At 40.3% G+C, this 24,061-nt stretch carries 24 protein-coding genes, 1 pseudogene and 1 riboswitch; of the genes and pseudogenes, 12 read left to right on the plus strand and 13 right to left on the minus strand.

Translation table 11 applies throughout. From position 1 onward, the window contains the following. The first annotated feature begins 3 nt into the window (after window positions 1-3). The 7 genes and pseudogenes from MUN89_RS15445 (at window position 4) to MUN89_RS15475 (ending at window position 8,467) form a co-directional block, all read left to right on the plus strand. The gene (locus MUN89_RS15445; RefSeq protein WP_244708664.1) at window positions 4-1,779 is read left to right on the plus strand and encodes a putative 2-aminoethylphosphonate ABC transporter permease subunit; all 1,776 of its coding nucleotides are present in this window, start codon (window positions 4-6) and stop codon (window positions 1,777-1,779) included. A 7-nt stretch (window positions 1,780-1,786) separates the two neighbouring features. Then, a complete protein-coding gene (gene phnX, locus MUN89_RS15450) occupies window positions 1,787-2,599 on the plus strand; it encodes a phosphonoacetaldehyde hydrolase (RefSeq protein WP_244708665.1) in 813 nt (270 codons plus the stop codon). Further along, window positions 2,580-3,959 (plus strand): (R)-1-hydroxy-2-aminoethylphosphonate ammonia-lyase, encoded by a 1,380-nt coding sequence (pbfA, locus tag MUN89_RS15455; protein WP_244708666.1) that lies wholly within the window; start codon window positions 2,580-2,582, stop codon window positions 3,957-3,959. The genes phnX and pbfA overlap by 20 nt, the downstream gene beginning before the upstream one ends. Beyond that, the gene (locus MUN89_RS15460; protein WP_244708667.1) at window positions 3,949-5,082 is read left to right on the plus strand and encodes a 2-aminoethylphosphonate--pyruvate transaminase; all 1,134 of its coding nucleotides are present in this window, start codon (window positions 3,949-3,951) and stop codon (window positions 5,080-5,082) included. Before pbfA ends, MUN89_RS15460 begins: the two co-directional genes overlap by 11 nt. Continuing rightward, window positions 5,079-6,250: pseudogene (locus tag MUN89_RS15465) on the plus strand (saccharopine dehydrogenase family protein). The gene MUN89_RS15460 and the pseudogene MUN89_RS15465 overlap by 4 nt, the downstream one beginning before the upstream one ends. A 72-nt stretch (window positions 6,251-6,322) precedes the next feature. Next, window positions 6,323-7,117, plus strand: coding sequence for a DeoR/GlpR family DNA-binding transcription regulator (locus MUN89_RS15470; protein WP_244708668.1), 795 nt, complete (start codon window positions 6,323-6,325; stop codon window positions 7,115-7,117). A gap of 69 nt (window positions 7,118-7,186) precedes the next feature. Further along, a riboswitch (SAM riboswitch) is annotated at window positions 7,187-7,288 on the plus strand. Between the two features lie 69 nt (window positions 7,289-7,357). After that, entirely contained in the window at window positions 7,358-8,467 is a 1,110-nt protein-coding gene (locus MUN89_RS15475; protein WP_244708669.1) for a 5-methyltetrahydropteroyltriglutamate--homocysteine S-methyltransferase, read from the plus strand. Window positions 8,468-8,663: 196 nt separating this feature from the next. Here the strand turns inward: MUN89_RS15475 and MUN89_RS22110 are convergent, their stop codons facing one another. The 7 genes from MUN89_RS22110 to MUN89_RS15505 form a co-directional block, all read right to left on the minus strand. Continuing rightward, complete coding sequence (locus MUN89_RS22110) at window positions 8,664-8,987, minus strand: TIGR04104 family putative zinc finger protein (RefSeq protein WP_396266034.1); 324 nt, start codon at window positions 8,985-8,987, stop codon at window positions 8,664-8,666. A gap of 152 nt (window positions 8,988-9,139) precedes the next feature. Then, on the minus strand, window positions 9,140-9,574 hold the full coding sequence (locus tag MUN89_RS15480; protein WP_244708670.1) for a hypothetical protein: 435 nt from the start codon (window positions 9,572-9,574) through the stop codon (window positions 9,140-9,142). A gap of 316 nt (window positions 9,575-9,890) precedes the next feature. Then, on the minus strand, window positions 9,891-10,355 hold the full coding sequence (locus MUN89_RS15485) for a CBS domain-containing protein (RefSeq protein WP_244708671.1): 465 nt from the start codon (window positions 10,353-10,355) through the stop codon (window positions 9,891-9,893). A gap of 31 nt (window positions 10,356-10,386) precedes the next feature. Further along, window positions 10,387-11,595, minus strand: coding sequence for an MFS transporter (locus MUN89_RS15490; protein ID WP_396266118.1), 1,209 nt, complete (start codon window positions 11,593-11,595; stop codon window positions 10,387-10,389). A gap of 15 nt (window positions 11,596-11,610) precedes the next feature. After that, complete coding sequence (locus MUN89_RS15495; RefSeq protein ID WP_244708673.1) at window positions 11,611-12,039, minus strand: MerR family transcriptional regulator; 429 nt, start codon at window positions 12,037-12,039, stop codon at window positions 11,611-11,613. A gap of 126 nt (window positions 12,040-12,165) precedes the next feature. Next, the gene (locus MUN89_RS15500) at window positions 12,166-12,678 is read right to left on the minus strand and encodes a DUF3189 family protein (protein ID WP_244708674.1); all 513 of its coding nucleotides are present in this window, start codon (window positions 12,676-12,678) and stop codon (window positions 12,166-12,168) included. A gap of 84 nt (window positions 12,679-12,762) precedes the next feature. Next, entirely contained in the window at window positions 12,763-15,084 is a 2,322-nt protein-coding gene (locus MUN89_RS15505) for a cell wall-binding repeat-containing protein (RefSeq protein ID WP_244708675.1), read from the minus strand. A gap of 343 nt (window positions 15,085-15,427) precedes the next feature. Here MUN89_RS15505 and MUN89_RS15510 point away from each other — a divergent pair, with 343 nt between their 5' ends. After that, the gene (locus MUN89_RS15510; protein WP_244708676.1) at window positions 15,428-15,580 is read left to right on the plus strand and encodes an aspartyl-phosphate phosphatase Spo0E family protein; all 153 of its coding nucleotides are present in this window, start codon (window positions 15,428-15,430) and stop codon (window positions 15,578-15,580) included. A gap of 1 nt (window position 15,581) precedes the next feature. On the opposite strand, the gene MUN89_RS15515 is transcribed toward MUN89_RS15510, so the two are convergent. After that, window positions 15,582-15,788, minus strand: coding sequence for a hypothetical protein (locus MUN89_RS15515; RefSeq protein WP_244708677.1), 207 nt, complete (start codon window positions 15,786-15,788; stop codon window positions 15,582-15,584). A gap of 147 nt (window positions 15,789-15,935) precedes the next feature. Here MUN89_RS15515 and MUN89_RS15520 point away from each other — a divergent pair, with 147 nt between their 5' ends. After that, a complete protein-coding gene (locus MUN89_RS15520) occupies window positions 15,936-16,586 on the plus strand; it encodes a LytTR family DNA-binding domain-containing protein (RefSeq protein WP_244708678.1) in 651 nt (216 codons plus the stop codon). Window positions 16,587-16,737: 151 nt separating this feature from the next. Further along, complete coding sequence (locus MUN89_RS15525) at window positions 16,738-18,228, plus strand: succinyl-CoA:acetate CoA-transferase ScpC (protein ID WP_396266119.1); 1,491 nt, start codon at window positions 16,738-16,740, stop codon at window positions 18,226-18,228. Between the two features lie 52 nt (window positions 18,229-18,280). Here the strand turns inward: MUN89_RS15525 and MUN89_RS15530 are convergent, their stop codons facing one another. Next, entirely contained in the window at window positions 18,281-19,072 is a 792-nt protein-coding gene (locus MUN89_RS15530; RefSeq protein ID WP_244708680.1) for an SDR family oxidoreductase, read from the minus strand. A gap of 303 nt (window positions 19,073-19,375) precedes the next feature. Here MUN89_RS15530 and MUN89_RS15535 point away from each other — a divergent pair, with 303 nt between their 5' ends. Beyond that, entirely contained in the window at window positions 19,376-19,570 is a 195-nt protein-coding gene (locus MUN89_RS15535; protein ID WP_244708681.1) for a sporulation histidine kinase inhibitor Sda, read from the plus strand. 82 nt (window positions 19,571-19,652) lie between these two features. Here the strand turns inward: MUN89_RS15535 and MUN89_RS15540 are convergent, their stop codons facing one another. Both MUN89_RS15540 and MUN89_RS15545 read right to left on the minus strand, forming a co-directional pair. Beyond that, on the minus strand, window positions 19,653-20,468 hold the full coding sequence (locus MUN89_RS15540; RefSeq protein ID WP_244708682.1) for a CsxC family protein: 816 nt from the start codon (window positions 20,466-20,468) through the stop codon (window positions 19,653-19,655). Window positions 20,469-20,939: 471 nt separating this feature from the next. Continuing rightward, entirely contained in the window at window positions 20,940-21,206 is a 267-nt protein-coding gene (locus MUN89_RS15545) for a hypothetical protein (protein ID WP_244708683.1), read from the minus strand. A gap of 727 nt (window positions 21,207-21,933) precedes the next feature. On the opposite strand from MUN89_RS15545, the gene MUN89_RS15550 reads away from it, so the two are divergent. Further along, complete coding sequence (locus tag MUN89_RS15550; protein ID WP_244708684.1) at window positions 21,934-22,656, plus strand: hypothetical protein; 723 nt, start codon at window positions 21,934-21,936, stop codon at window positions 22,654-22,656. A gap of 248 nt (window positions 22,657-22,904) precedes the next feature. Here MUN89_RS15550 and MUN89_RS15555 read toward each other — a convergent pair whose 3' ends face one another. Further along, complete coding sequence (locus MUN89_RS15555) at window positions 22,905-23,360, minus strand: hypothetical protein (RefSeq protein WP_244708685.1); 456 nt, start codon at window positions 23,358-23,360, stop codon at window positions 22,905-22,907. A gap of 79 nt (window positions 23,361-23,439) precedes the next feature. Continuing rightward, window positions 23,440-23,976, minus strand: a complete 537-nt coding sequence (locus MUN89_RS15560) for a DinB family protein (protein WP_244708686.1) — start codon at window positions 23,974-23,976, stop codon at window positions 23,440-23,442. Window positions 23,977-24,061 lie beyond the last annotated feature (85 nt).

Raw genomic sequence — 24,061 nt, forward strand, 5'->3', positions numbered from 1 at the left:
GTAATGAGAACCGCGATTAAGACCATGTTTCATTGGAACCCTGTTATCTCTCAGAAAGAGGGTAAAGACCAGTTTATTCAACGGCTATTAATAATCCTAATGTTGTCAGGATTATTAATAGCCATCGTACTCCCATTTAGTGAACTATTAATAAGAGCTTTGCAAAATAAGCAAGGAGAATTCGCAGGTCTTTTAAATTTTGCTGACTACTTTACTTCTCCAAGCCTATTTATCTCAGCTGTACACACGATCATGATTTCAACCTTAACCATGGGAATTTCAGTAGTCGCAGCATTTTTATTTGCTTATGGAATTGAAAGAACAAAGGTAAAAGGAAAGTCCTTTTTTACTTATATCGGCTTACTCCCTTTGTTTGCACCAACGATGATGTACGGAATTGCCCTGCTCTATCTTTTTGGCAACAATGGACTAATAACAACCGGCTTCTTCGGTGCCTTTAAATGGATGCAGGCTAACGGATTTGAGATTTACGGATTCAAAGGAATCGTGATTTCAGAGGTTATTTTCACCTTTCCGCAAGCGTTTCTCATATTAAAAGTTGCCCTTTCCGCAGCAGATCAACGTTTATATGAAGCAGCAGATTCAATGGGGGCTGGTAAGCTGAGACAATTCTTTACGGTAACTCTTCCTAGTACTAAATACGGACTAGTCAGCGCATTATTTGTCTGTTTCACGTTAAGTTTTACCGACTTTGGTGCCCCTAAAGTTATTGGTGGGCAATACAATGTTCTTGCCACTGATGTATATAAACAAGTGATCGGACAGCAGAATTTTTCCATGGGCGCAACAGTTGGGATTATATTAACCATTCCAGCAGTGATTGCTTTTTTCATTGACCAAGTACTTCAAAGGAAAAAAAACCAGGAGAGCGGACTGTCGATTCCTTACAGAATTCCAACTAACAAAAAACGGGATCAGTGGTTTACCATTTATTGTTCAATTATAGCGGCTGGTCTTCTCCTTTTATTCGGAACCATTACTGCGGCCGCATTTGTCAAAGTCTGGCCTTATGATTTTTCACTCACCTTTAACCATTTTGGATTTAACAGTGTTGCTGGTGATGGACTAAGGCCGTATTGGAACAGTCTGCTTGTCTCTTTCTTCACCGCTGTACTTGGCACTGTCATGGTATTTTCCGGAGCCTATCTCATTGAAAAATCCCGTTTTGCTCCGCTGCTGCGCAGACTTTCTTATTTTCTGTCGATTTTTCCGATTGCGCTGCCAGGACTGGTCATAGGACTCGCGTTTATTTTCTTTTTTAACAAACAAGTCTTAGCTGTTCCATTTACAGGACTTGAGATTGCGAACCCATTCCAATGGCTGTACGGATCATTGGCCATTCTCGTATTAGCGAATATCATCCACTTCTATTCAGTCTCATTCATTACGGCAACGACTTCATTAAAGAAACAAGATCGCCAATATGAAGCTGTATCGGAAGCTATGAATGTTCCTTTTTATAGGACATTCGCAAAGATTACAGTGCCGCTATCGATGCCGGCGATTTTAGAAATAGCCATGTACTTGTTCGTCAACTCCATGACTACAATTAGCGCAGTCGTCTTTCTCTATTCACCTGAATGGAAGTTAGCTTCCATCGCCATTGTGAATATGGATGATGCAGGGGACATTGCTCCCGCTGCTGCGATGGCCATTCTCATTGTCATAACGAACATCGTGGTTCGGGTGGTTTATGGAATGGCAACAAAACAATTTGCTAAAAAGTCGAATGCGTGGAAACACGTAGAGAAAGGATGAAAAATTTATGGAATCAAAAATAGTAGGAGTTATCTTTGACTGGGCAGGAACGACGGTGGATTATGGATGCCTTGCTCCTGTTCAAGTATTTAAGGAAGTATTTAATAAACGAGGGATAGTAATCACCGATCAAGAGGCTAGAGAACCCATGGGTTTGCTAAAAATAGATCATATAAGAGCGATCTGCCAGATGGAGCGCGTGGCTTCCGAATGGCACTCCTTATACGGGGAAAATCCCACTGAGAGAGACGTACTTGCAATTTATGAAGATTTTGAGCCGATGCTTCTTCGGATATTGGATCAATACGCCACCCCTCTTCCAGGTGTTCTTGAAACGATCGATCATCTTAATAAAGAAGGAATAGCAGTCGGATCCACTACTGGCTATACGGCAGATATGATAGATATTGTAGCACATGCTGCTGCAGAACAAGGGTATTGTCCCGATACGATCGTTTCGTCTACAGATGTTCCTGCCGGACGTCCTTTTCCATGGATGTGCTATGTAAATGCGATGAGGTTGAACCTCTTCCCTATGGCACACATGGTGAAAGTTGGGGACACGGTCAGTGACATGAAGGAAGGCATTAACGCCGGGATGTGGACGATTGGAGTGATTAAAGGAAGCAGTACACTCGGCCTTACTAAAGAAGAAGTCGCCGCTCTGACTGACGTGGAATGGACAACGAAAAAGAATCTGACAGAAGAAGTATTGCTGCAATCAGGAGCCAATTACGTAATTGAGGAGATCAGTGAACTCCCTCTATGTATAAAGCAGATCAATCAACGACTAAAGGAGAATGAAACTTCCTATGCATAATCTACTGCTTGGCGAAGGGGACGTTAACCAATCGAGATTAAGAACCCGCTGGACGGATCGTTTAAATAACAAAACAAAGGAACTCCTCAACGAGGATTCCACATATTTTTTCCACCAGTCCTTATCCACACCCTGTCTTGATGTGATCAAAAATGCACGCGGTGCACAGATTACCACTGAAGATGGCAGGCAGCTTTATGATTTTCACGGAAATGGGGTCCATCAGGCAGGCTTTCAGCATCCAAAAATCATTGAAGCAATGAAGCAGCAGCTGGACAACCTTAGTTTCTCAACGAGGCGCTACACGAATCAGCCAGCTATAGATTTTGCAAAAAAGCTGGCGCAGCGTACTCCAGATCCACTGAATAAGGTACTATTCGCTCCTGGCGCCACTTCAGCGATTGGCATGGCTTTAAAGATTGCCCGGCTGTCTACCGGAAAATTCAAGACTCTTTCGATGTGGGAAGCCTTTCACGGAGCTTCTATGGACGCTCTTTCCGTCGGAGGAGAAGCTCACTTCCGTCGGGATTTAGGCCCGCTCCTTCCCGGAACTATACACGTTCCCCCTATCCAAACGTATCGTCCAAACTGGGAAGGAGCGAGCCTTGATGGCCGACAGCTCATTCAATACATTGGATACATTTTAGAGCAGGAAAGTGAGATCGGCGCCTTTATCATGGAACCAATTCGGAATACCGATGTCCAGATTCCTTCCTATCCCTTCATGAAGGAGCTTAGACAAGTCTGCACCACGTATGACGTGAAACTCATTTTTGACGAAACTGCAACTGGACTGGGCAGGACCGGCAAGTGGTTTGCGTTTAATCATTATGACATCGTCCCAGATATGGTTGTGCTTGGTAAGGGACTTGGCGGCGGGGTTTTTCCTATGGCTGCCTTGCTGATTGATGAAGCTTTAGACACCATGTCCTACACTTCCATCGGACACTACACCCATGAGAAAAGTCCATTAGGTGCTTCCGCTTCCTCTGCTGTGCTAGATGTAATAGAAGAGGAGAAATTATTAATTCATACCAAGGAGCTGGGCAGATTAGCCAGTGAGCGATTACAGAGAATGATGGAAAATCATCCGTTAATCGGTGACGTAAGACAGATCGGTCTTCTTATTGCAATAGAACTCGTGCGAGACCGAACAACGAAGGAAAAGGCTGTCGAGGAGACAGAACAAGTGATGTATGCATGTTTGGAACGAGGACTGAGTTTTAAGGTTTCTAAAGGTAATGTAATACAGCTTTGTCCCCCATTAATCATAACTAAAAGTCAGCTCGAGGAAGCATTAACCATCCTTGATAAAGCCTTAACCGTTGTACAGGAAGGACGAAGTAGAAATGAAGCATAATGATGAAAACCCCTACCTACTACTAACACCAGGGCCACTTACGACCTCCCTTTCGGTCCGTGAAAAAATGCTTACTGACTGGTGTACGTGGGATGAGGATTATAAATCAATTGTCCAATCGATAAGAAGAGAATTATTAGAGCTAGCTGCAGTAAACAAAGAAGAATATACTAGCGTACTGATGCAGGGAAGCGGGACCTTTAGTGTCGAATCAGTCATCAATACAGTGGTGCCTCAGGAGGGGAAACTGCTCGTAATCGTGAATGGAGCATATGGTGAACGCATGGTTACCATTAGCAGGCGGCTCGGTCTTCAAGTCGAACCTATCCGGTTTAGTGACACCGTGCCTCCTGATCTCCACTTGCTTCACCAATATTTAGCTCAGGACTCAAGAATTACCCACGTAGCAGTCGTGCATTGTGAAACGACTACAGGAATGAAAAATCCGTTGGAAGAAATTGCTGATATAGTGAAAAAATATAATAAAACGTTGATCGTAGATGCGATGAGCAGCTTCGGGGGTATCGAGTTCTCCATCAGCGATTTGAGCATTGACTATATGATCAGCAGCGCCAATAAGTGCATCCAAGGAGTCCCAGGTTTTGGTTTTGTCATCGCGAAACAGTCATGTTTGAAAAAATGCAAAGACCAGTCACGATCCTTAGCTTTAGATTTATACGATCAATGGGAAACGATGGAAGCAGAAAAAGGAAAATGGCGGTTTACTTCCCCGACTCATACTGTCCGGGCATTTCAGCAGGCGTTAAAGGAATTAAAAGAAGAAGGATTGAATCAACGCCAGAAACGATATCAACAGAACCAGGAGCTATTAGTCTCAGGGATGGAAAAGCTCGGATTTACACCTTTACTTGAAAAAAGGTGGCGATCCCCCATTATTACGCCTTTTTATTATCCGGAAGCTCCAGACTTTTCCTTTTCTCAGTTCTATGAAAAATTAAAGTCAAGAGGTTTTGTCATCTATCCAGGAAAAGTTACGAAAGTAAATACATTTAGAATCGGCAATATCGGCGAAGTTTACCCTTCCGATATTAATAAGCTTTTAAGAGCTGTAGAAGACAGTATGTACTGGAAGCATTCAAGATCAAAGGGGGAAGCTCAATGAAAATTTTCTGCCTTGGCGGAGCAGGAAAAATTGCCCGTGAAGCCGCGCTGGATTTAGTCAGCTACAGCACCTTTACGAAACTAACAATCGGCGATTATCATCTGAAAGAAGCTGAAAAAGTGGCCGAATGGCTCAAGGATTGTAGAGTGGATGCTCAGTTCGTAAATGTTAGAGACTATGATAAAACGATAGAACAATTACAAGAATATGACATTGTCATGGATGGCACCACCATTGCTTTAAATGGTTTATCCACCCACTGTATAGCGGATGCAGGATGCCATGGTGTCAATTTAAATGGCTTCGGTGAAGAATATGCCTTTGACTCCACTTTCAAAAGTAAACAGAGAACTTTTGTGGCTGGGTTTGGAATGACACCAGGTGTCACCCAAATGATGGCTATGCAAGCAGCCAGCCAGCTGGACACAGTAGAATCTGCACGAGTTAGTCACGGTTCTTTTCGTCCAATAGCATTTTCTAAATCAATTGCTGAAACGACTGCTTATGAATACGATCCTTCTTTATCCAGCAGAGTTGTATTCGAAGATGGAGAATTTATTCAGGTCCCCCTTTTTCACGTCCGAAAGAGGTACTTCTTCCTGAACCTTATGGTCAAACCGTTCAGTATATCATCCCGCACGCAGAAACCACCACCCTTGCGGAAGCTCTTAAAGATAAAGATGTTCAATTAATTGAGGTAAGGGGAACCTGGCCAGAGGAGAACATGAACTTGATGAAAGCTTTGTATCAGTACGGGATAACTAGTAATCCTGAGATTACGGTGAACGGAAAAAAAGCAGGGATCATGGATTGCATCAGCTTTTATTTACAGAATTCAAAAGCTGGTCAATCTACCACCTTATTTGGCTACGCTCTTCACGTAGAAGTAATCGGATGCGTCAGCGGCAAAAAAATTAAGCATACCCTCACTCATACTCATCCAAGCTCAGATGGGTCTGTCAGTGGCTGGGAAGGATTGAGAGCCTATACTAGAAATGTAGGAATACCAATGGCTATTGCCGTGGATCAAATAGCTTCTGGAAAAGTCGCCGCTAATGGCGTCGTCATTCCAGAATACGCCTTTCAGCCGAGCATTATTTTTAAAGAATTAAAAAAAAGAAAGATTCAAATTCATGAAACGATCGAGTCTTTAGATTTGGTCCATTAGGTCCAGCGAGCTGTTCACTGCTCTCGTTTGGCGATACAATGGATTTAAACGTTATCGAGGAGGGAAGGCGTTTTGTCATTAGTAGCGGAAGAAAGAAAAAAAGAAATTTTAGATTTGATGGATAAAAATGGAAAAGTCAAGGTAAGCGATTTGGCAGCTCAATTGGATGTTTCAACGGAAACAATCCGGCGTCACTTAGACGATCTTGAAAATGAAAATAAATTAAAAAAAGTATATGGGGGTGCAATCCCAGTCCCTCATAAAACCGAACCTCCTCATTATGAGCGTGCAGCCATTAGATCGGAAGAAAAGAACTACATTGGGAAAATTGCCGCAGCTTGCGTCCAAGATTATGATGTAATTGTCATCGATGAAGGCAGCACCCCATTGCAAATGATTCCCTATTTAAAACATAAGCTCAGTCTGACGATTATGACCTGCTCTATCCCCGCCCTGTATTCGTTAATAGAATCAACAAAGCGTCATGAACTTGATGCAAAAATTATTTTCATAGGCGGAGAAGTGAGTACGGAACATTTAAGAATTTCCGGTCCGATTGCAGAGAAGATGATGGAAGACTTTTTTGTAAATAAAGCCTTTATAGCTACAGACGGAGTTGATCTAAACCACGGAGTAACAAGTTATGACCCTAATAAAGCTTTGTTTACCAGGAAATTAATCGAACAGTCCCAGGAAACCTATATTTTAGCAGATCATTCTAAAATCGGGTGCCGGACTTACGTAAAAATGGCTGACTTAGAAGACGTTTTTGCAGTCGTCAGTGACCTTCCCGCACCCGAGGAATGGATCGCTTCCCTCAATCATATGAGTACGAAATGGCTGTCCAATGAAAAGAAAAATGAATGAATCGACTTCCTTTTTTATCAATGACCTGTTAAGATAACACCCATACAAAATTTTTGAATAATTGAATAGTTCTTATCAAGAGAGGCCGAGGAAAGGGTCCGGTGACGCCTCAGCAACCTGTATATGACAAGGTGCTAATTCCCGCAAGTGAGTAAACTTGAAAGATAAGAAGCGGCCATACTTACTCTTAAGTCTCTTCTTATTTCGAAGAGGCTTTTATTTATGAAGGAGAGGATTGACATGTCGATTAGTACAGTAACAGCCCCTTTTCGAGGAGATCACGTTGGAAGCTTTCTGCGCCCAGAGAGCATTAAAGAAGCAAGAAAAAAATATTTCAACAATCAAATTTCTTCGGATGAATTAACAACTATTGAAAATGAAGAAATTATTAAGCTCGTCGAAAAACAAAAACAGGCAGGATTAAAATCAGTGACAGACGGAGATCTTCGTCGTGAGTGGTGGCATTTTGACTTTTTAGAAAGTCTTGACGGAGTAGAGGAATACAAGGCTGATTCAGGCATCCAATTTAAGGGAGTAGAAACAAAAGCTCGTGCCATAAGGGTCGTGGACACTGTAGATTTTACTACTCACCCGATGATTGATCATTATAAGTTTTTACACTCAATTGCAGGGGATCAACACGTGCCTAAGTTCACAATTCCAAGCCCTAATATGCTGCTTGCCAGAGGGAACATTAATAAAGATGTTTACAATCAGGAAGAAGACCTGCTGGCAGACTTAACGAAAGCTTACCAAAAAGCTATTCAAGCTTTTTACGATGCAGGCTGCCGCTATTTACAGCTGGACGATACATCCTGGGCAGGTTTTTTCTCAGACGAAGGAATTCAAAAAATGAAAGACCGTGGACAGGATCCGGACAAAATGAGAAAGTTGTTTGTACGGGCTGTTAATGATTCCATAGCCAAGCGTCCAGATGATATGGTGATTACGATGCATATCTGCCGTGGGAATTTCCGCTCTACGTATATGACTTCCGGTGATTACGAAGCTGTAGCCAGCGCAATTTTCGGCCAGTTAAATGTCAATGGACTTTTCCTTGAATTTGATGATGAACGCTCAGGAGGATTCGAGCCTCTTCGGCATGTAAATAGAGATGATCTTTTCATAGTCCTCGGGCTTATCACTTCAAAAACCGGAGAACTTGAGAACAAAGACCGTATCAAACAACGCATCGAAGAAGCAGCCAGCTATGTTCCTTATGAACAACTCTGCTTAAGCCCTCAATGTGGATTTGCTTCCACTGAAGAAGGAAATGTTCTAACGGAAGAAGAACAATGGGCTAAAATCCGTCACGTAGTAGAAATTGCAGAAGACGTTTGGGGAAAATAATGGTGTGCAGCTGCCTAGTTAACGATTAGGCAGCTGTTTATTTTTCTTTGCGCTTATTGATACAGGCCTGCTCAAGAAGAATAGGAGCAACATTTGTTATTCAGTCATTCGGTGACTCATACATCAACTCGTTTCCCTAAAGAATTCCTTTCATGAAAAAGAAAAAGCTCCCTTTATGCTGTATGGAAAGTATCATTTATCCTTTTTTCCCCCCCAAGCTTCCTGAACGGTGGCTGGATAATTCTAAAGCAAAAGGATAAATCAGCACCACACTTATAAAAGAGCCTGCGAAAGCGGAAATGACTATTCTCATTAAAGATAAATGAAGAATGTTCGCAAGGATCAGGATAAGAATCCAGACAGGTAATGTTAACGTTACAAAACGTTGAGAGGAACCCACGGTCTGGAATTGAGCAGCCCCGCAATAGATACACTTCTGCCCTTGTCTATTTATTATAAAAAAGCTCTTTATCACTTCTTTGTAAGGCCATTTTCTACCACAGCATTGACAAATAGGCATAAAAAAACTCCTAACACACAATAATAATTACCTTAATTTGTAAATTCCCTCTCTTATTGTAAAATAAACCAAAAAAGGTACCTCTCCGATTGAAGAGGCACCTGGATGCACGACCCTATTCATTTATCTATGTTCATCTACTTTTCGAGGTTTTACTCAAATATTCGCGTGTTTGTCATAATAATCAAGGCGACAAGTATAAAGATAAACGTACTCCAATTAAAAATGCTTAGTTTTTGGGCATTTGCTTTTAAGCTATCTTCCGGAGCTTCTGCCCGAAGGATCCGTTTGAAATTTCTTTGAATCATTCCTATCGTTGCTCCTAATAGAAATAGAAGAGCGAGAGCTGACACCGTCCATAATAAGGAAGGAGACCGGGAATAATGCCAAACCAGCCAGCTTCCTGAAAGAAGCAGCAGCACAAGGGCGTAATGACCGGTTCGGCAATAACTAATGATACCGCGAAGAAACCCATGAAGTTCCTCTCTGCGACAAGTGAACAGGGGCTTCATTAAAAAAGGAAGGATTAGAAAACTACCTAATAATACTGCACTAAGTACATGAATAAATATAATGGCTTGATACATATTGATCTCCTCCACATCAGCACTTTTAGCTCATTAAACTTGGTTGATGAAACTTTTTCCCCGATTATTACGTAGTGTTAGGTAAAGGCTAAGGAGTGAAGCAAATGAATATCGCCGTTTGGGTCGCCGTCTTTATAGCCATTTTTGCAGGGGTTTATTATTCTTCCAATGAAAAAAAGAAATAATCATGTCCATCAGTATACTATTCCTGACTAATAACCGTAACAGGATCTTTTGGAAAAACGACAACTGTCATGAAAAAGTCACAAACCAGCACTCTCTATGTTTAAGAGAGTGCTGGTTTAATGGATCACACTTAGTTGAGTTCGATAATCATTTTTGATAGATTTCTAATGATATCCCCGCGGCTGATTACTCCTGTGACTACTCCTGAGTCATTTAACACAGGCAGTTTCTTAAAATGGTGTTGAGAAAATAACCGTACAGCCTGCTCAAACTCCTCGTCTTCACGAATGATATAAAGATGCTTCGTTCGCATGGCTTCTTCTACCTGGTCGTTGATTTTTTCTGCCAGCACTTCTTTTTCCGTCTGGCCTTCTTCCACATATACGGTGTAAAATAAATCGTGGACCGCTTCTTCTTTTGGTGAAAGGTAACGAATCACATCCCCATCACTGACCATTCCAAGAAGTTCCTCTTTTTCATTGACTACAGGTACGCCTCCAATCCGGTGCTTAACAAGTATGCGAAGTAACTCTTTTAAAGAAGTTTGCGGGTGAACATGAATGACATCATGAATCATAAATTCTTTCACTAACATGTTTATTTCCTCCCCCTCTTATGTTGGTTCCTCAATGAACTTCTACATCGTCTACGTGATGAACATGCTGCTGGTTTACAAAAACAAATACAACTGAAATCAATACAAACACTCCCCCTACAATAAACGGGAGATTAGGTGAATACCATTCAGCTAGTTTCCCAGCAAGAAACGGCGCAATCGCTCCACCGATAAAGCGTAGAAAACTGTAAGCTGCTGATGCCGTTGACCGCTCAATCGGCGCAGCATTCATCACGGCTGTAGTAATTAAAGTATTATTATTCCCTAACAAAGCCCCAGCAAACACCACACAAGCTATAATCACCCACTGTGTAGACGTCCAGATTCCCATTACAATCAACACGAGGGCAAACAAAGTAAGCATCGTACACATTGAGGAGATGGTTCCGTATTTCTTTTGCAGCTTTGGTGCCATAAAGACTGACGTGACCGCCAGGAGTACTCCCCAACCAATGAAGACTAATCCAATCCCGTGTTCATCCAGACCCATCACAAACGGGGCATAAGCTAATAATGTAAAAAAACCGAAGTTATACAGACATGCTGTCAACCCAAATACTACAATCGAACGGTGCTTCATAGCTCGAAAAGGATCCAGAATCGACGTGCGGGTTCCTTTGGTTGAATGACTGCTTGCATCACCAGCCGGCATAAGCGTAATTAGGAAAATAAAACCGATGACCATAAGTACTCCTACTCCAATGAATGGACCTCTCCAAGTCATTCCTCCTAAAAAACCTCCCAAAAGAGGGCCTACAGAGATACCTAAACCAATCGCTGCTTCATATAAAATAACTGCTTTTGCCGTGCCATTATTTGAAAGTGTAACAATTGCTGTCAGCGCTGTAGCTACGAAGAGGGCATTTCCAAAACCCCAGCCTCCTCGCAGCCCCACAATTGTCCAAACATCATTTGAAAGACCACCTAATGTAGAAAATAAAGCGATGACCACTACTCCAGAAATTAACGTCATTTTTGTACCAAATTTAGATGATATAACGCCGGTTACGAGCATCGCTACCGCCATAACGGCATTATAGCTTGTAAACAGCAAAGTTACTTCACTTGGAGTAGCATCCAGTTGAGATGCAATGGCTGGCAGAATAGGATCTACAAGACCAAGCCCCATAAAAGCAATAATACAAGCAAAAAAAACAGCCCAGACAGCTTTCGGCTGTTTATTATGCTGGGCATCCTCCATAGCTGCATGGCTTGTCATCGATGACATATTTCATTACTCCTTTTCATAGTTCGCTATTGCCTTACAAACACGATGATAATAATCATCGGTATTGTCTTTGATATCTTGAATTTTTTTCAATTTGTCATGGACCATTTCTCGTTCTCTTTCAAGAATTTTCTTGAAGTTGTATAGCTTTTCCAGCTTCACCTTTGTGTCTTGGGTTTGCTTAATATCTTCCAGATTAAGGGAAACCTCTTCCCTAATCTCCACAAAATCACGGACTTCCTCCAAAGAAATTCCAAGCACTTCGCGGGCGTTCACAATTTGATTCAGCCGGTTAATATGCTGGGCATTATACGTCCGATATCCACCATCCGTTCGTGCTGCTGGAAACAGCAATCCGATTTCTTCGTAATACCGAATGGTTCTTTTAGTTAAACCTGACTTTCTAGCCACCTCATCTATTTTATATTCAGCCATAAAACATCCCCTTTCTTCATTAATAACTATCCATAAATTATATGCTTCTTTAACATTTACGTCAACGTTAATGTTTTACGCTTCTATTCATAAAAAACCCCGGGGATCCCCAGGGTTATAAGATCGTTATATTTTATACTGCTGGTTATCCAATACTAAGATTTTATCTTTCATGTTCTCTTTTGCTTCTCGTTTCGTATTTTGTACTAAATCATAAATTAATGGAGCGTTTCGCTTTGCCCCTTTAACTAACAGCGGTACTCCTAAGAAATCCAACCCCAGCCCCCTGGACAAGCCGCCCCCTATGGTCATCACAAATGGAACTGTTGGAGAAGTGTTAGAAAAAACAATTTGTTCATCCATTTTAAACAAATCGAACAACAGCATACCAAACTCTTTCAAAGCGGGCACGACGAGCTTGGAGGATTTTCTTCCTAAGGTATAAACCGGGTTTCCCTCTGAATCATTTCCATGATGGATTAACCTGCCAAAATCCTTTTTTGTCAATTGGTTAAAGTAAGGAATAGATAGTACCTCTTCTTTTGTTAGTTCTTTTTCCGGAGCTACTAATTCCAGATGAAAGGCAGCAGCCATGGAAGTCGTATGAGTTCCCCCGTAATCATTGTAGATAAATATCATAACATCCCTGCTTTTTTATCGATGGTCTGAAAAATAGTGTTCTCTATATTGCAGGAAATTATTCGTCAATAACAAGTTCTCCCCTTACTTCAGCTCTTCAGCTAAATCCGGAGACAATACACCTTCTCCCCCGTAAAAAACAAAACTATTGATCTGCTTCGAAAACACGCGGACCGAATCATCGATCGAACCTTTATTTGCTAACAGAATGGGAAGATCATGCTCGTAAGCATATCTGCTCCCTGACAGCGCATCAGGGAAACGACTTCCATTGGAAATCGCAGCTTTTGTCGTATCAGGATAGTACTTTTTTGCTATTTTTAAAGCAGTCTCAGCACGATTCAGCCCTGCAATTCTTTCCACTGTTTGGACACCATTATTCTTAAGAATTGTTTCAGCATTACCTGTCACTGCATTAGGTCCTCCAATAATCGTAACCGTCTTTATACTTGGATGATAAGTTATATAAGTTTTAATGTCCTGACTTAAATCGTCTTTGGTACTATTTAAAAGAATAGGTCGCTGCTTTTTCGTTGCATACGGAACAATGCTTAAAGCATCGGCAAAGTTCCTTCCATCTGCCAAGTAAATATGCTGAGGATTTTGTGCTACTTTATCTGCAATTGCAATGGAAGTCTCTACTCTGTTTTTTCCTGCTATGCGGGAGATCGGAACATCCAGCTTAGCAAACTGGTTGTACACCTTAGCCGAGACAGCTCCTTCTCCTCCTAAAATAATGACTTCGCCCCCGGGCTTAAGCAATCGTCTTGCTTCAGAAAGTTTACTGTCGATCACCGTCTGCCGGTCGTCGATGAGCATAATCGCTCCATTTAATGTCTTATTTAACACTCCACCTGCAAGCGCATCTGGATAGTTTCCTCCATCCGTTAATATGATTGTCTCTACAGAATGATCGGGAAGCTGATTAGTAAAAGCTTCAGAAGTTTCATATCTCGACTTTCCTGCTATTCTTCCGAAGGAGTCTGATTTTTGAATAGGTAAATGAAGGGGTGGTTTCCCTTGCCAGGAGTGAAAGTCATGAATCGTTACTCCTTTAAAACCTTGGACCTTCAAGCCTGCAAAAAAGCGTCGCACAGCACTTAATTCTTTTTCTAATTGCAGGTTCGTTCGGTTATAAAAGCTTAAGTAATCAATTTCATTAGGCAGAAGCTCTACCCCGACCTCCACTTTTGGAGAACGTGCGTACATCACCTCTCCTTTAGAAAGTGAGGTAATACTATTACTCCCGAGTGCATGATTGCGGTAAGCCATTAAAGTAACATAATCCTGTCGATCGACCATTTCTTGAAAAAATTCAGGATAGTAGGAAGTCACGGTACTTTGGTCTGTCCAAAAAGGCAGCGCGCTCCCTACAATAAACCCTTTCTCTTTTGCATAACTGATATATTCTTCCGCAGAGTCTGCCCATTGGTGTAGAACGTCAGCACGATCGTAATCCCAATTATCTAGAACATACGGTTCTATATCAAAATGAATGCCGGAAAACTGCGCTTCCTTTGGAACTTTACGGTTATAGGCAGAGACAAGATCCACTCGATCTTCTGCTTCCCTTGCGTGATTTTTCAAACCCCACTTCGGCTGGCCCATTAACGCATGAACAGTCATCCCTGAATCATTCGCAAGTTCATTAAAATACTGGTAATCCTCAACACGGACTCTTGAGTCAAAATGCAAATAGATATTATTGATGTTTTGGCTGTTCAAGTAATGAATCGTTCCTTCAGGGTCTTCTGTTACGGCACCATTCCGCCAGATCCACACATTCTTCTCCGAATGGTACTCATTCACAGCATCTTGGATAGCGTTGGAATAGGCAGTGAACTGCTGGGTTTTTGAAGCATTTTCTATAGATGCAAAAGAAGTGATGTCACCGTTTTTTATGAAATCGTTCCCTTGTGCTCTAGTAAAGATTACAGAAACTTCCTTCGAAGCTTGCTGCGACGTAGGAAGTTCCTCTTGTTCCTGAACTTGAAAACCTTCCATAGCTAAATATTTACTCACTAATTTTCTTAGTTTTTCATTTCCACCGCGAACGTAAGTAATCTGTTTGTCCCCGTTTGTGCCATTTATATTGATTAACGACTTCGGTTGTACGGTTAAAGAAGGACTTTGACTTCCCTGTGTACTTGATGAGGTCTGGGAAACAGTCCGTTTTCTTACTTGATAATGGTCATAGACATTGCCGCTTGAAGTTTCAGCAATCAATGAAGAAAGCGGAACGAATTCACTCTCATTTTTACCATTTATAAAAGTAGAAGATTGATTATCCACATAAGAGAATTCCCGACAAGAATCTTGACAAATCACATCATCCCCTCCATCCAGCGTTTCCGCACTTACCGTAGTGTAAGACGCCAGCGTACAAAAAACAATCCAGGCAGACATCAAAGGTATTTTGAAGTAGGTCAAAAGTAAAAATATCCCCTTTTTAAAGAATTTTCCTTTGTTAGTATAAGAAAAATTATTCCACTAAAGGAAGAACTTTCTGAAATAGATAAAAAAATTTAAACCAGCTCAACAATTTTTACGAGTCCTTTAAACACAAAAACAAATTAGAGCTCTTGTTCCAGTAAACGGGGTTTTTATTGTATAAATTCCTTTTCCATTTTTCTCCCTTACTAAACTAAAGGATGTGTTTATTATTTGCTATTTTTCGACACAAAGTCGTTTCAACTCCCATTCACCAGGGAATTTCCTTCATATGACAAATGAGGTTGGAGTTGGATTTATGAGCAGCAGAAAACATTTAGAAAAACAAATCGAGACACTGAGAACCCAAATGTACGAAGCCTATAGAAATTATAGTAGATATGAAGACATCGTTAAGATCTCCCAGGAGCTCGACAAATTACTGAATGAACTTAATCGGTCCAGGGATTGAATCAAACAGACGGCTGTTTGTAGTTATTCCCCATTTTTATTTGAAGCGTACCTCCGCACTTGGCACACTCCAGCAACACATCCGCATGATCCTCATTGGGGAATAACAACCTCCTTGGCTGCATGTTATTCTCCTGACATTGACTACAGCTATGCTTATTTGCTGTACGGTAGATATCTATATAAAACTCAAGCTCGACTGATTTCAAATTCATCGCCTCCTCTATTCTTTTTTCGACATTTTTCAACATATATAAAGCTAAACTTTACCTCTCTCAATATCGAATTTCCCATAGAACAGTTCTTTTCTTACTTTCTCTAATATCGTTATAATAAATGGAAAAGGAGGAATAGCATTGGATTACTTTTCAATTTCTTCTCTGGTCGAATCATTTAAGGATTTGTTTCCTAAGGAAGCATCCATCGCAGTATCTGACTCGCGCCAGTTTATCTACTATAAACCGAGTAAATATGTGGATTTAAAAATAAAGCCTGGAGATCGTATCGGAGAGAATACGGTTACTTTCAAAGCATTAGCCAAACAGGATAAAATGTCAGAGCATATTAACAGCAACGTATTTGGCACTCCATATTTCGGAACTTCTGTTCCTATCATTGATGAAGGAGAAGCAAAGGGTTGCCTGACAGCGATTCTGCCGTCTAAACAGTTAAGATTTCTAGCCTCTTTTTTAACCATTCATTTGGAGGACCGCTGGTTTCCTGTTCCCTATGAAGATGTAATGTTTTTAGAAGCTAAACAAAGAAAAACTTGGATTCAGTCAAAGCGAGGAATGGGCACACATAAATTCAGCTTAAGTGAACTGGAATTCTACCTACCCGAACATTTATTTATCCGATGTCACCGTTCCTATATAGTAAATGTTAATTATATTGCAGAAATCCAGCCCGATTCTCATTCTACTTTTCTATTAATTATGAAAGACAAATCTAAAGTTCCGGTAAGCCAGACGTTTGCCAGTCAATTCCGGAAGATTTTATCCTTTTAATTTTCTGCTGCATTAGTACATCAATTTGCTGGTTTGTTCCAATTTTAAGCCCTTTCATGAGAAAACCAATGAGATGATGAAAGATAACCGTTAGAATAATAAGAAAATTGTGAGTGGGGGTTTAATTGTGGAACAAAGAATACAACAGCGAATGCGTGATAAGCGATTACAAAGCAAAATTGTTTCAGAGGAAACCGCTGCTTCCTGGATTGAGAATGGAATGACTCTTGGACTGAGCGGTTTTACAAGAGCAGGAGACGCCAAGGCCGTTCCTTCAGCGTTAGTAGAAATCGCCAGGCAGAAGGAGCTTAAAGTAAACGTGTATACCGGTGCCTCATTAGGGTCTGACATCGACCGTCTAATGGCTGAAGCTGGAATTGTTCATAAACGCTTGCCTTTTCAAGCTGATAAAACCATGAGAAATGAGATTAATAATGGAGATCTGTTATTTGTCGATCAGCATTTATCCCATACAGCTGAATCCATTCGCCAAGACGTACTTGCTCCTATTGATTACGCTATTGTGGAAGCGGTATCAATCACTGAAGATGGAACTATTATCCCTTCCACATCTGTGGGCAATTCTTCCATATTTGCTGAAAAAGCAGATGCCATAATCATCGAATTAAACTTATCTCAGCCGGAATCCCTTGAAGGGTTACATGATATCTATCAGTTGCAGGATCAGGGGAACCGGGAGCCGATTCCATTAAGAAACGTTGATGACCGAATCGGGACAGAAGGAATCGAAGTAGATGTGAATAAAATAAAAGGAGTGGTCGTAACGAACCAGGTAGATTCCCCTTCAACGATTGTCCCACCTGATAAGGAAACTGCTTTAATGGCTGAACATTTAGTAGATTTTCTGCGAAAAGAAAAAGATTCAGGGAGACTGCCGCGAAACCTGGCGCCTTTGCAATCCGGAATTGGTTCCATTGCTAATGCCGTGTTTCACGGTTTATTAGAGTCAGAGTTTACGGACTTAGAAGTCTACTCTGAAGTCCTTCAGGACGCAGTTTTTGACTTAATGGATGCCGGAAAAATCAGGTTTGCTTCCGGATGTTCGATCACTCTATCTGAATCAAAACTAGATCATGTGTACCAAAACCTTGAAAAATACAGCGAACGTTTATTGCTGCGTCCTCAAGAGATCTCAAACCATCCTGAAATCATTAGGAGACTGGGGCTGATTGCCATTAATACACCTTTAGAAGTAGATATTTATGGAAATGTGAACTCTACTCACGTCCACGGTACAAAAATGATGAATGGCATAGGTGGATCTGGAGACTTCACACGCAACGCACGCATTTCTATCTTTGCCACGAAATCAATTGCAAAAAATGGAGACATATCAAGCGTCGTTCCTTTTGTATCACACGTTGATCATACAGAACATGACGTGGATATTATTGTGACAGAACAAGGTTTTGCAGATTTAAGAGGGCTGGCACCTAGAGAACGCGTTCCTATGATCATCGAAAATTGCGCCCATCCTATGTACCGCAAACAGCTTTACAGCTATTACAACGATGCGTGTGAACGTGGAGGTCAAACCCCGCATATCCTTGAGAATGCTTTTTGGCACACCCGGTTCCAAAAAAAGGGCACGATGTTGGAAAAAGATATACAGCTAACATAAAAAAAGAGAAAATCACCCACTCTAAGATTCAGGTGGGTGATTTTCTCTTTTTTTATAGTGCCTTCACTAAGCCCCCATCAATAACAAGTGACTGTCCTGTCAAGTAAGTGTTTTGCCCAGAAGCAAGAAAAACCAATGTCTTAGCAAACTCTTCAGGATCTCCATAGCGTCCCAGCGGAATATTCTCTTCTGCTTGTTCTCTAACTTCTTCCACTGATATCCCATAGGCTCCTGCCCGTTTTTCGTCAAGCTGTGCAACGCGGTCGGTGGCAATTCTTCCCGGACCAACTGTGTTTATCAAAATGTTGTCAGGTGCTAGCTCCTGGGAGAGACTTTTGGAAAGCCCTACAACACCTGCCCTGAATGTATTCGATAGAATTAAGTTATCCAGGCTCTGCTTAATGGATGAAGAGGCAATATTAATAATTCTTCCTTCCTGCTGCTTCCGCATAGAAGGCAGTACTTCACGGATTGTTCGAATAAAACTCAATAAATTAAGTTCAAACGCCTGGTTCCATTCTTCATCATCAAAGTCATCAAAGGTTCCAGCAGGAGGGCCGCCCGCATTGTTAATCAGTACATCTACTGATCCGTTCCAAGTTACAGCCTTTTCAACTAACCTCTTTATTTGCGTGGGATCCGTTACATCACACACTTCATATACGACGTTGTCATTACCGGATTGCGACACGATTTCTTCGCTTGTTTTTTTCAGCTCCTGCTCATTCCTGCTTGAAATAAGCACATGTGCTCCTTCTTTGGCAAATTCAAGAGCAGCAGCTTTACCCAATCCTTTACTGGAGGCGGTAACTATAACCGTCTTTCCTGACAATTGAAGATCCATACTATCTCTCCTCTAATGAAGTTTTCTCTCATCTTACTAGAAGATTACCAGAAAAGAAAAGGCATCCTTTATGGAGAATTATGTGAGTTTTCGGCGAAAAATAGTTAAGAATGATATCGAAGATGATCTAACTATGTCAAAAGTACTTTTAAAATAAATATTTACTTCCGTTCAAAAGTATGATATTAAATAAGTATAATAGTAATTAGGACCTAATTGACTCATATCCATCACTTATTCTATTCACCCCCACCATCACCTCACTACTACTTGGTGTACTTCTAGAAAGGAGGTAAGCATAAAATGAAAGAACTGACGAATAAGGACTTGATTGAAACATTTAAAACCGCTCACCAACTAAAACTTTCCGAAGATTTTATAGAGCTGCTTAATAGAGAAATAGTCCGCCGAGAAATCACTGTACCTTATGATCAATACTCCTCCCTGAATAGAAAGCTGTTCTTATATATACCTGATCGTAGAAATGACACACCTTAAAGGCAGGTGATCTCTACTTCTTTACTCTCTTTATTAAAAAAAGGTATCCCGACAAGGGGAATACCTTCAAGATCATACATAGTTAACGACATTTTTTGTTACGATTAGTCTCATTAGGTGCAACGCATGGCCTTAGTTCTACTCCTGTTAACCTTCTTGCACACGGATTGGATCCTCTTTTTGCCCATATCCACTTGTGTTTGTGTTTATGACAAGGCTTATGAGGTTTATGAGACGTGTCATCCGAACAATTACCTGTTGGCTGGTTCTGAAGTAAATACAACCAGAGGTTGACCTCCATCTTTTCAATAATGGTGTTAAATCTTCCAAACCGATCAAAGTCCTCAAAGAGATCTAATTCAATAACATCGCTATAGTTTAACTTACACGTAATAGGTTCGTTAAAGGATTCATACGTGAATGAACTAGTTTGATGAGAATTAGAACCGTGATGGTTACAAGAAGCGTTTTTGTATTCCGTAGTTGAAGTCGTTTGGCTTTGCGATTGAAAAACCGGCTTATAAATTTTCACATCATCACTTCCGGTAAATGGAATATCAACACTGTAATCCTTAACCGTGCCGCTGCATGCTTCTACATATTGAATATTTTTGTGCACAATTCCGGTAATAAACAATTTAACTTGATCTTCGCGGAATGGATGTTTAAGAACATTACATTGTTTTAATGAAACATTTTTTTTAATGGATTTAATTTCCTTTGCAGGTGTTGGCAGATGAACCTCTGCTTCGACGGCAGTTTGAAAGTTAACTTGAGAAAGGATAACTGGAACATTTGTGCTGCTAGAGGGGTAATAACCGTTAGCCTCGCTGTGAGAATGGGAAACCTTAGCTTTATCACAGCTTCCGCCTTTATGGCAGGCCTTCGTGTAATACATCTTTACTTCCCCCCCTTTCCATTTTTAAATATCAAAAGAGCCAAGAAATGGCGCTAGATCAATACAGCCTTCTTCTTAGCTTAATGACTTACTATTGTATATGCTTTTCTATCAATTTGGCTTGTACTCTTGTTAACGGATTAGCGTACATTTTTAAGGGAAGTTAATCAGAAGTACGAGCAATTTCAATCTACTGAGTCCACGTTTTTTCAATAAGACGTATGTGTTACTTTAAAAATTAAACAAACGATCGGCTTTCTGGACAATTTTCATCTGGGATGTTTCCCCGCACCGGGCACATTCAAGCAATACATCAGCAATATCTTTTTTTGGAAATAATAGTCGACGAGGATTCATAATTACACTATCACAGTCCGAGCATTTGTGCTCTTGCGCGCGATCATAGATCTGTTGATAAAATTCTAAATTTACTCTTTTCATTTTTTGACCCCTATCTTTAAATTCTTTCCTCTACTCCTTGTTCACTTTTGTTAATACTACCTGACCTTCCGGCAAACCTAATTCGAACGGCCCTATGAATTGCTTTTTATTTTTAAGTGATGAATCTTGAATTTCTACCATCTCGACAGATAAATTATAATTAGCGTAAGACTGCAATGAATGATGCATAAGCTTTTTATGAGGCTGTAAAATTATTGTTTCATTTCCATCAACTCTATAAGAGCCATTCATAAAAAATTTAAACGAATCAAACGCAAACATTGAAAAATAGTTCATCTATTTTCCACCTCTTACTTGAAAATTCGACATTATTCAACAATTTCCTTTTTCATTTGAATTTAAACTTCTCGAATGAAAAGCTGATTTTCAGTGCTTTAATCGTTCTTTTGTCTATCCTGTTACTCATTGTTGGAGCCAGCTTTCTGTTACAAATTTCACAAGTTTTCGCCAAGGAAACTCTGAATGTCAAGGCACCTGCGTGGCAACCTGCAGATGGTTACTCTTCATCTTCAAGCCCTCATAAATGTTTTAAAACCCTTTTTATGCACACTGTATTTCCGTTATCATACTTTATTAGAATAAGGTGTATTGAAATATCACAGTCTTAATCACGGCTATATATCATTACACCTTTTTATATAGAGAGCAATTCAGTGCTTCACTGAATTGCTTTTTCATTTACTTTTCATTTAATTCATTGCTGCCCCACCTGCAAACCAAATCATTAAGAGTCTGCATTCTTTTTATTTTAAAGATTTTTTTCATTTAGTAAATGCTGATAAAGACCTGTTTATCGACTCTTGCCACTATCAGTGACAATAAAAACCAAAGTTTAGGCTTTTTCAAAAATTTTTTCAATGTAGTATCCAAATACTGAAGCTTATTAGAAATTTTCCTAAAATTTGATAGAAAACAATCATGAGTAGAACATTTGCAAATTCTAATCAAAAGGAGCACGATATGGTTGCAGAGGGAAAAACTTCAAACGAAAGGGGATTCATCAATGAATATGCGGAAATTAGTCATTGCACTGTTTTTAACGAGCATTCTCGTGTCTGGCTGTAAGGCAAGCTCAAATGCCGATGCATCTGATGATACGAATACAGAGGAACAGGATTCAAACAGTTCGGCAAATCATGAACAAGCTGATGAAGAAAATGAAACCAGTTCAGACTCTCATACCGATGAGTCAAAGGATGCAGCAGACTCTGCCTCAAGCGACCAATCAAATGGCAATGAAACTGGTTCCAGTTCTAGTGATCAAAAAAACAAAGATGACCAACCAATAAATGACGTAAAAAAGCATACTTTTGAAACAACACAACAAGCTGCAAATGAGATGAAAAACTACCGTCAAGTAACGCAGACAAATATTGATTTAGGACACGACATTAAAGGTTCCAGTGATGCCGGAGCCGGGCACCAGTATATTTCCTGGAACGAAGGAAACTGGCTGATTGAATTAGACTACCCCACCGATCCTAAATATGCTCCGAAAAAAAACGCTGACAACAAAGAACTGGCAAAGAAAATCGTTGAATACTTAGATACCCATTACTTACCAGCTCCGAAAGATAAAGGGGTCATTAAAATACGCGGTTTTAAAGATTCTCCACAAACTCTAATTAGATGGCAGGTGGATAATGTCATCTATGAAATCAAGTCGTCCGAGAATAACCCTATGGAAACCATCAAAGAAGCAGTTAAAGCTGGAAAAGATCTATAATTATTAACAAAAGCACTCGTACGGGGACGAGTGCTTTTGTTCTATTTCTATGAACCAATATAAAAAGATCTTTCCCTTTAATTTAATCACGTTATGCGTGCTAATTCATACTATGGAGTAAAGGTGTAATGAATCGTTCACTATCTTTTCTCGCGTTTAGATGTCATCACACCTTTATTAAGAGAACAATTCAGTCTATGCTGCATTGCTCTCTTTACATATAGCATTAACTAATTAAGAGGGATGATTTAACCACTAAGATCTTCCCTTCTTTTTTCCATTCGATTGCTATACCGTTTGTTAAATTCATTGATGATGATTTCAGCATCTTGTTCAGAGACGTAATCGAGAAAAATGTCTTCTATTTCTCCTTTCTCTGTTCGAATCTTACATACATCATCAACTTGCTGAATGTTTTTAATTTCTTCATTAGATAACTGAAGCTTAGGGTCTAAAATCCCAAGACGGACAACTATGCTATGTTCCTTGAACGAAATGTATTCTCGTTCCGGCATTTTCCAATAATGCAGCATTCGCCAAACACTAATTAAGACCGCCAAGCCAGTCATATAAACAATCGATTCTGATACCCGATTGTTTATGAATATGGAAAAAAGAAGGATCCCCATACTCATTAAAGCATTTAGTGCAGCCTCGCGCGCTTTTTTCTTCCAAAAGTAAGTATTGCTGTACGTGATGGACATAATAACTTCCTTTAACTCCTCGCTCGCATTAATTACTCTTTGGCAGATCTATATGAAGATAGGGAAAAACTGAACTTGATTAATCCGACCTTTGTAAAAGAAACAGGATATAATCTGTTGGTGTCCCTTTGTACCCCAGCTGCCTAAGCATTGCTGTAATATTTCCTCTATGATAGGATGCGTGGTTAAAGAGATGTTGAAACACTTCATAAACAGGTGCGTTGAACTCCCCAAACTTCGGGTGCTCAATCCGCAACTCTTTAGAGAGGTCAGGTAATTCATTAAAAATCTGAGTGTACTGGACTTCCAGATGACGAAATAATTTTTCAATTTCTTCAAGGTTGTTTTCAGAATATTGTCTACTAAGCTGAGTTCGATTCACATATTCCTCAATCGATTCTAATTTTTCTCCCGCGATCACCTTTAACCAAATGGTTTCTGTAATATAAGTATGAACTAAAGCAGCAGAGACGGTCGGGAAAACGCTTTGAATTTCCATATGTACTATTTTGTCAGGAAGGGACCTAATATGGTTAAATACCTGTCTTTCAGCCCACAAATGATAGTCATATTGATCCCGGACATGCTCCCCTGCATCACGACTGAATTTATTCATCATTCTCCTCCTCAAATGAATGTAATCGTTCATGATTAATTATTCCAAAATTATCCTTAACGTGCAATTGTGGCAGCCGTGACTT

It is taken from the genome of Halobacillus salinarum (genome assembly GCF_022919095.1).
GTDB lineage: Bacteria > Bacillota > Bacilli > Bacillales > Halobacillaceae > Halobacillus_B > Halobacillus_B salinarum.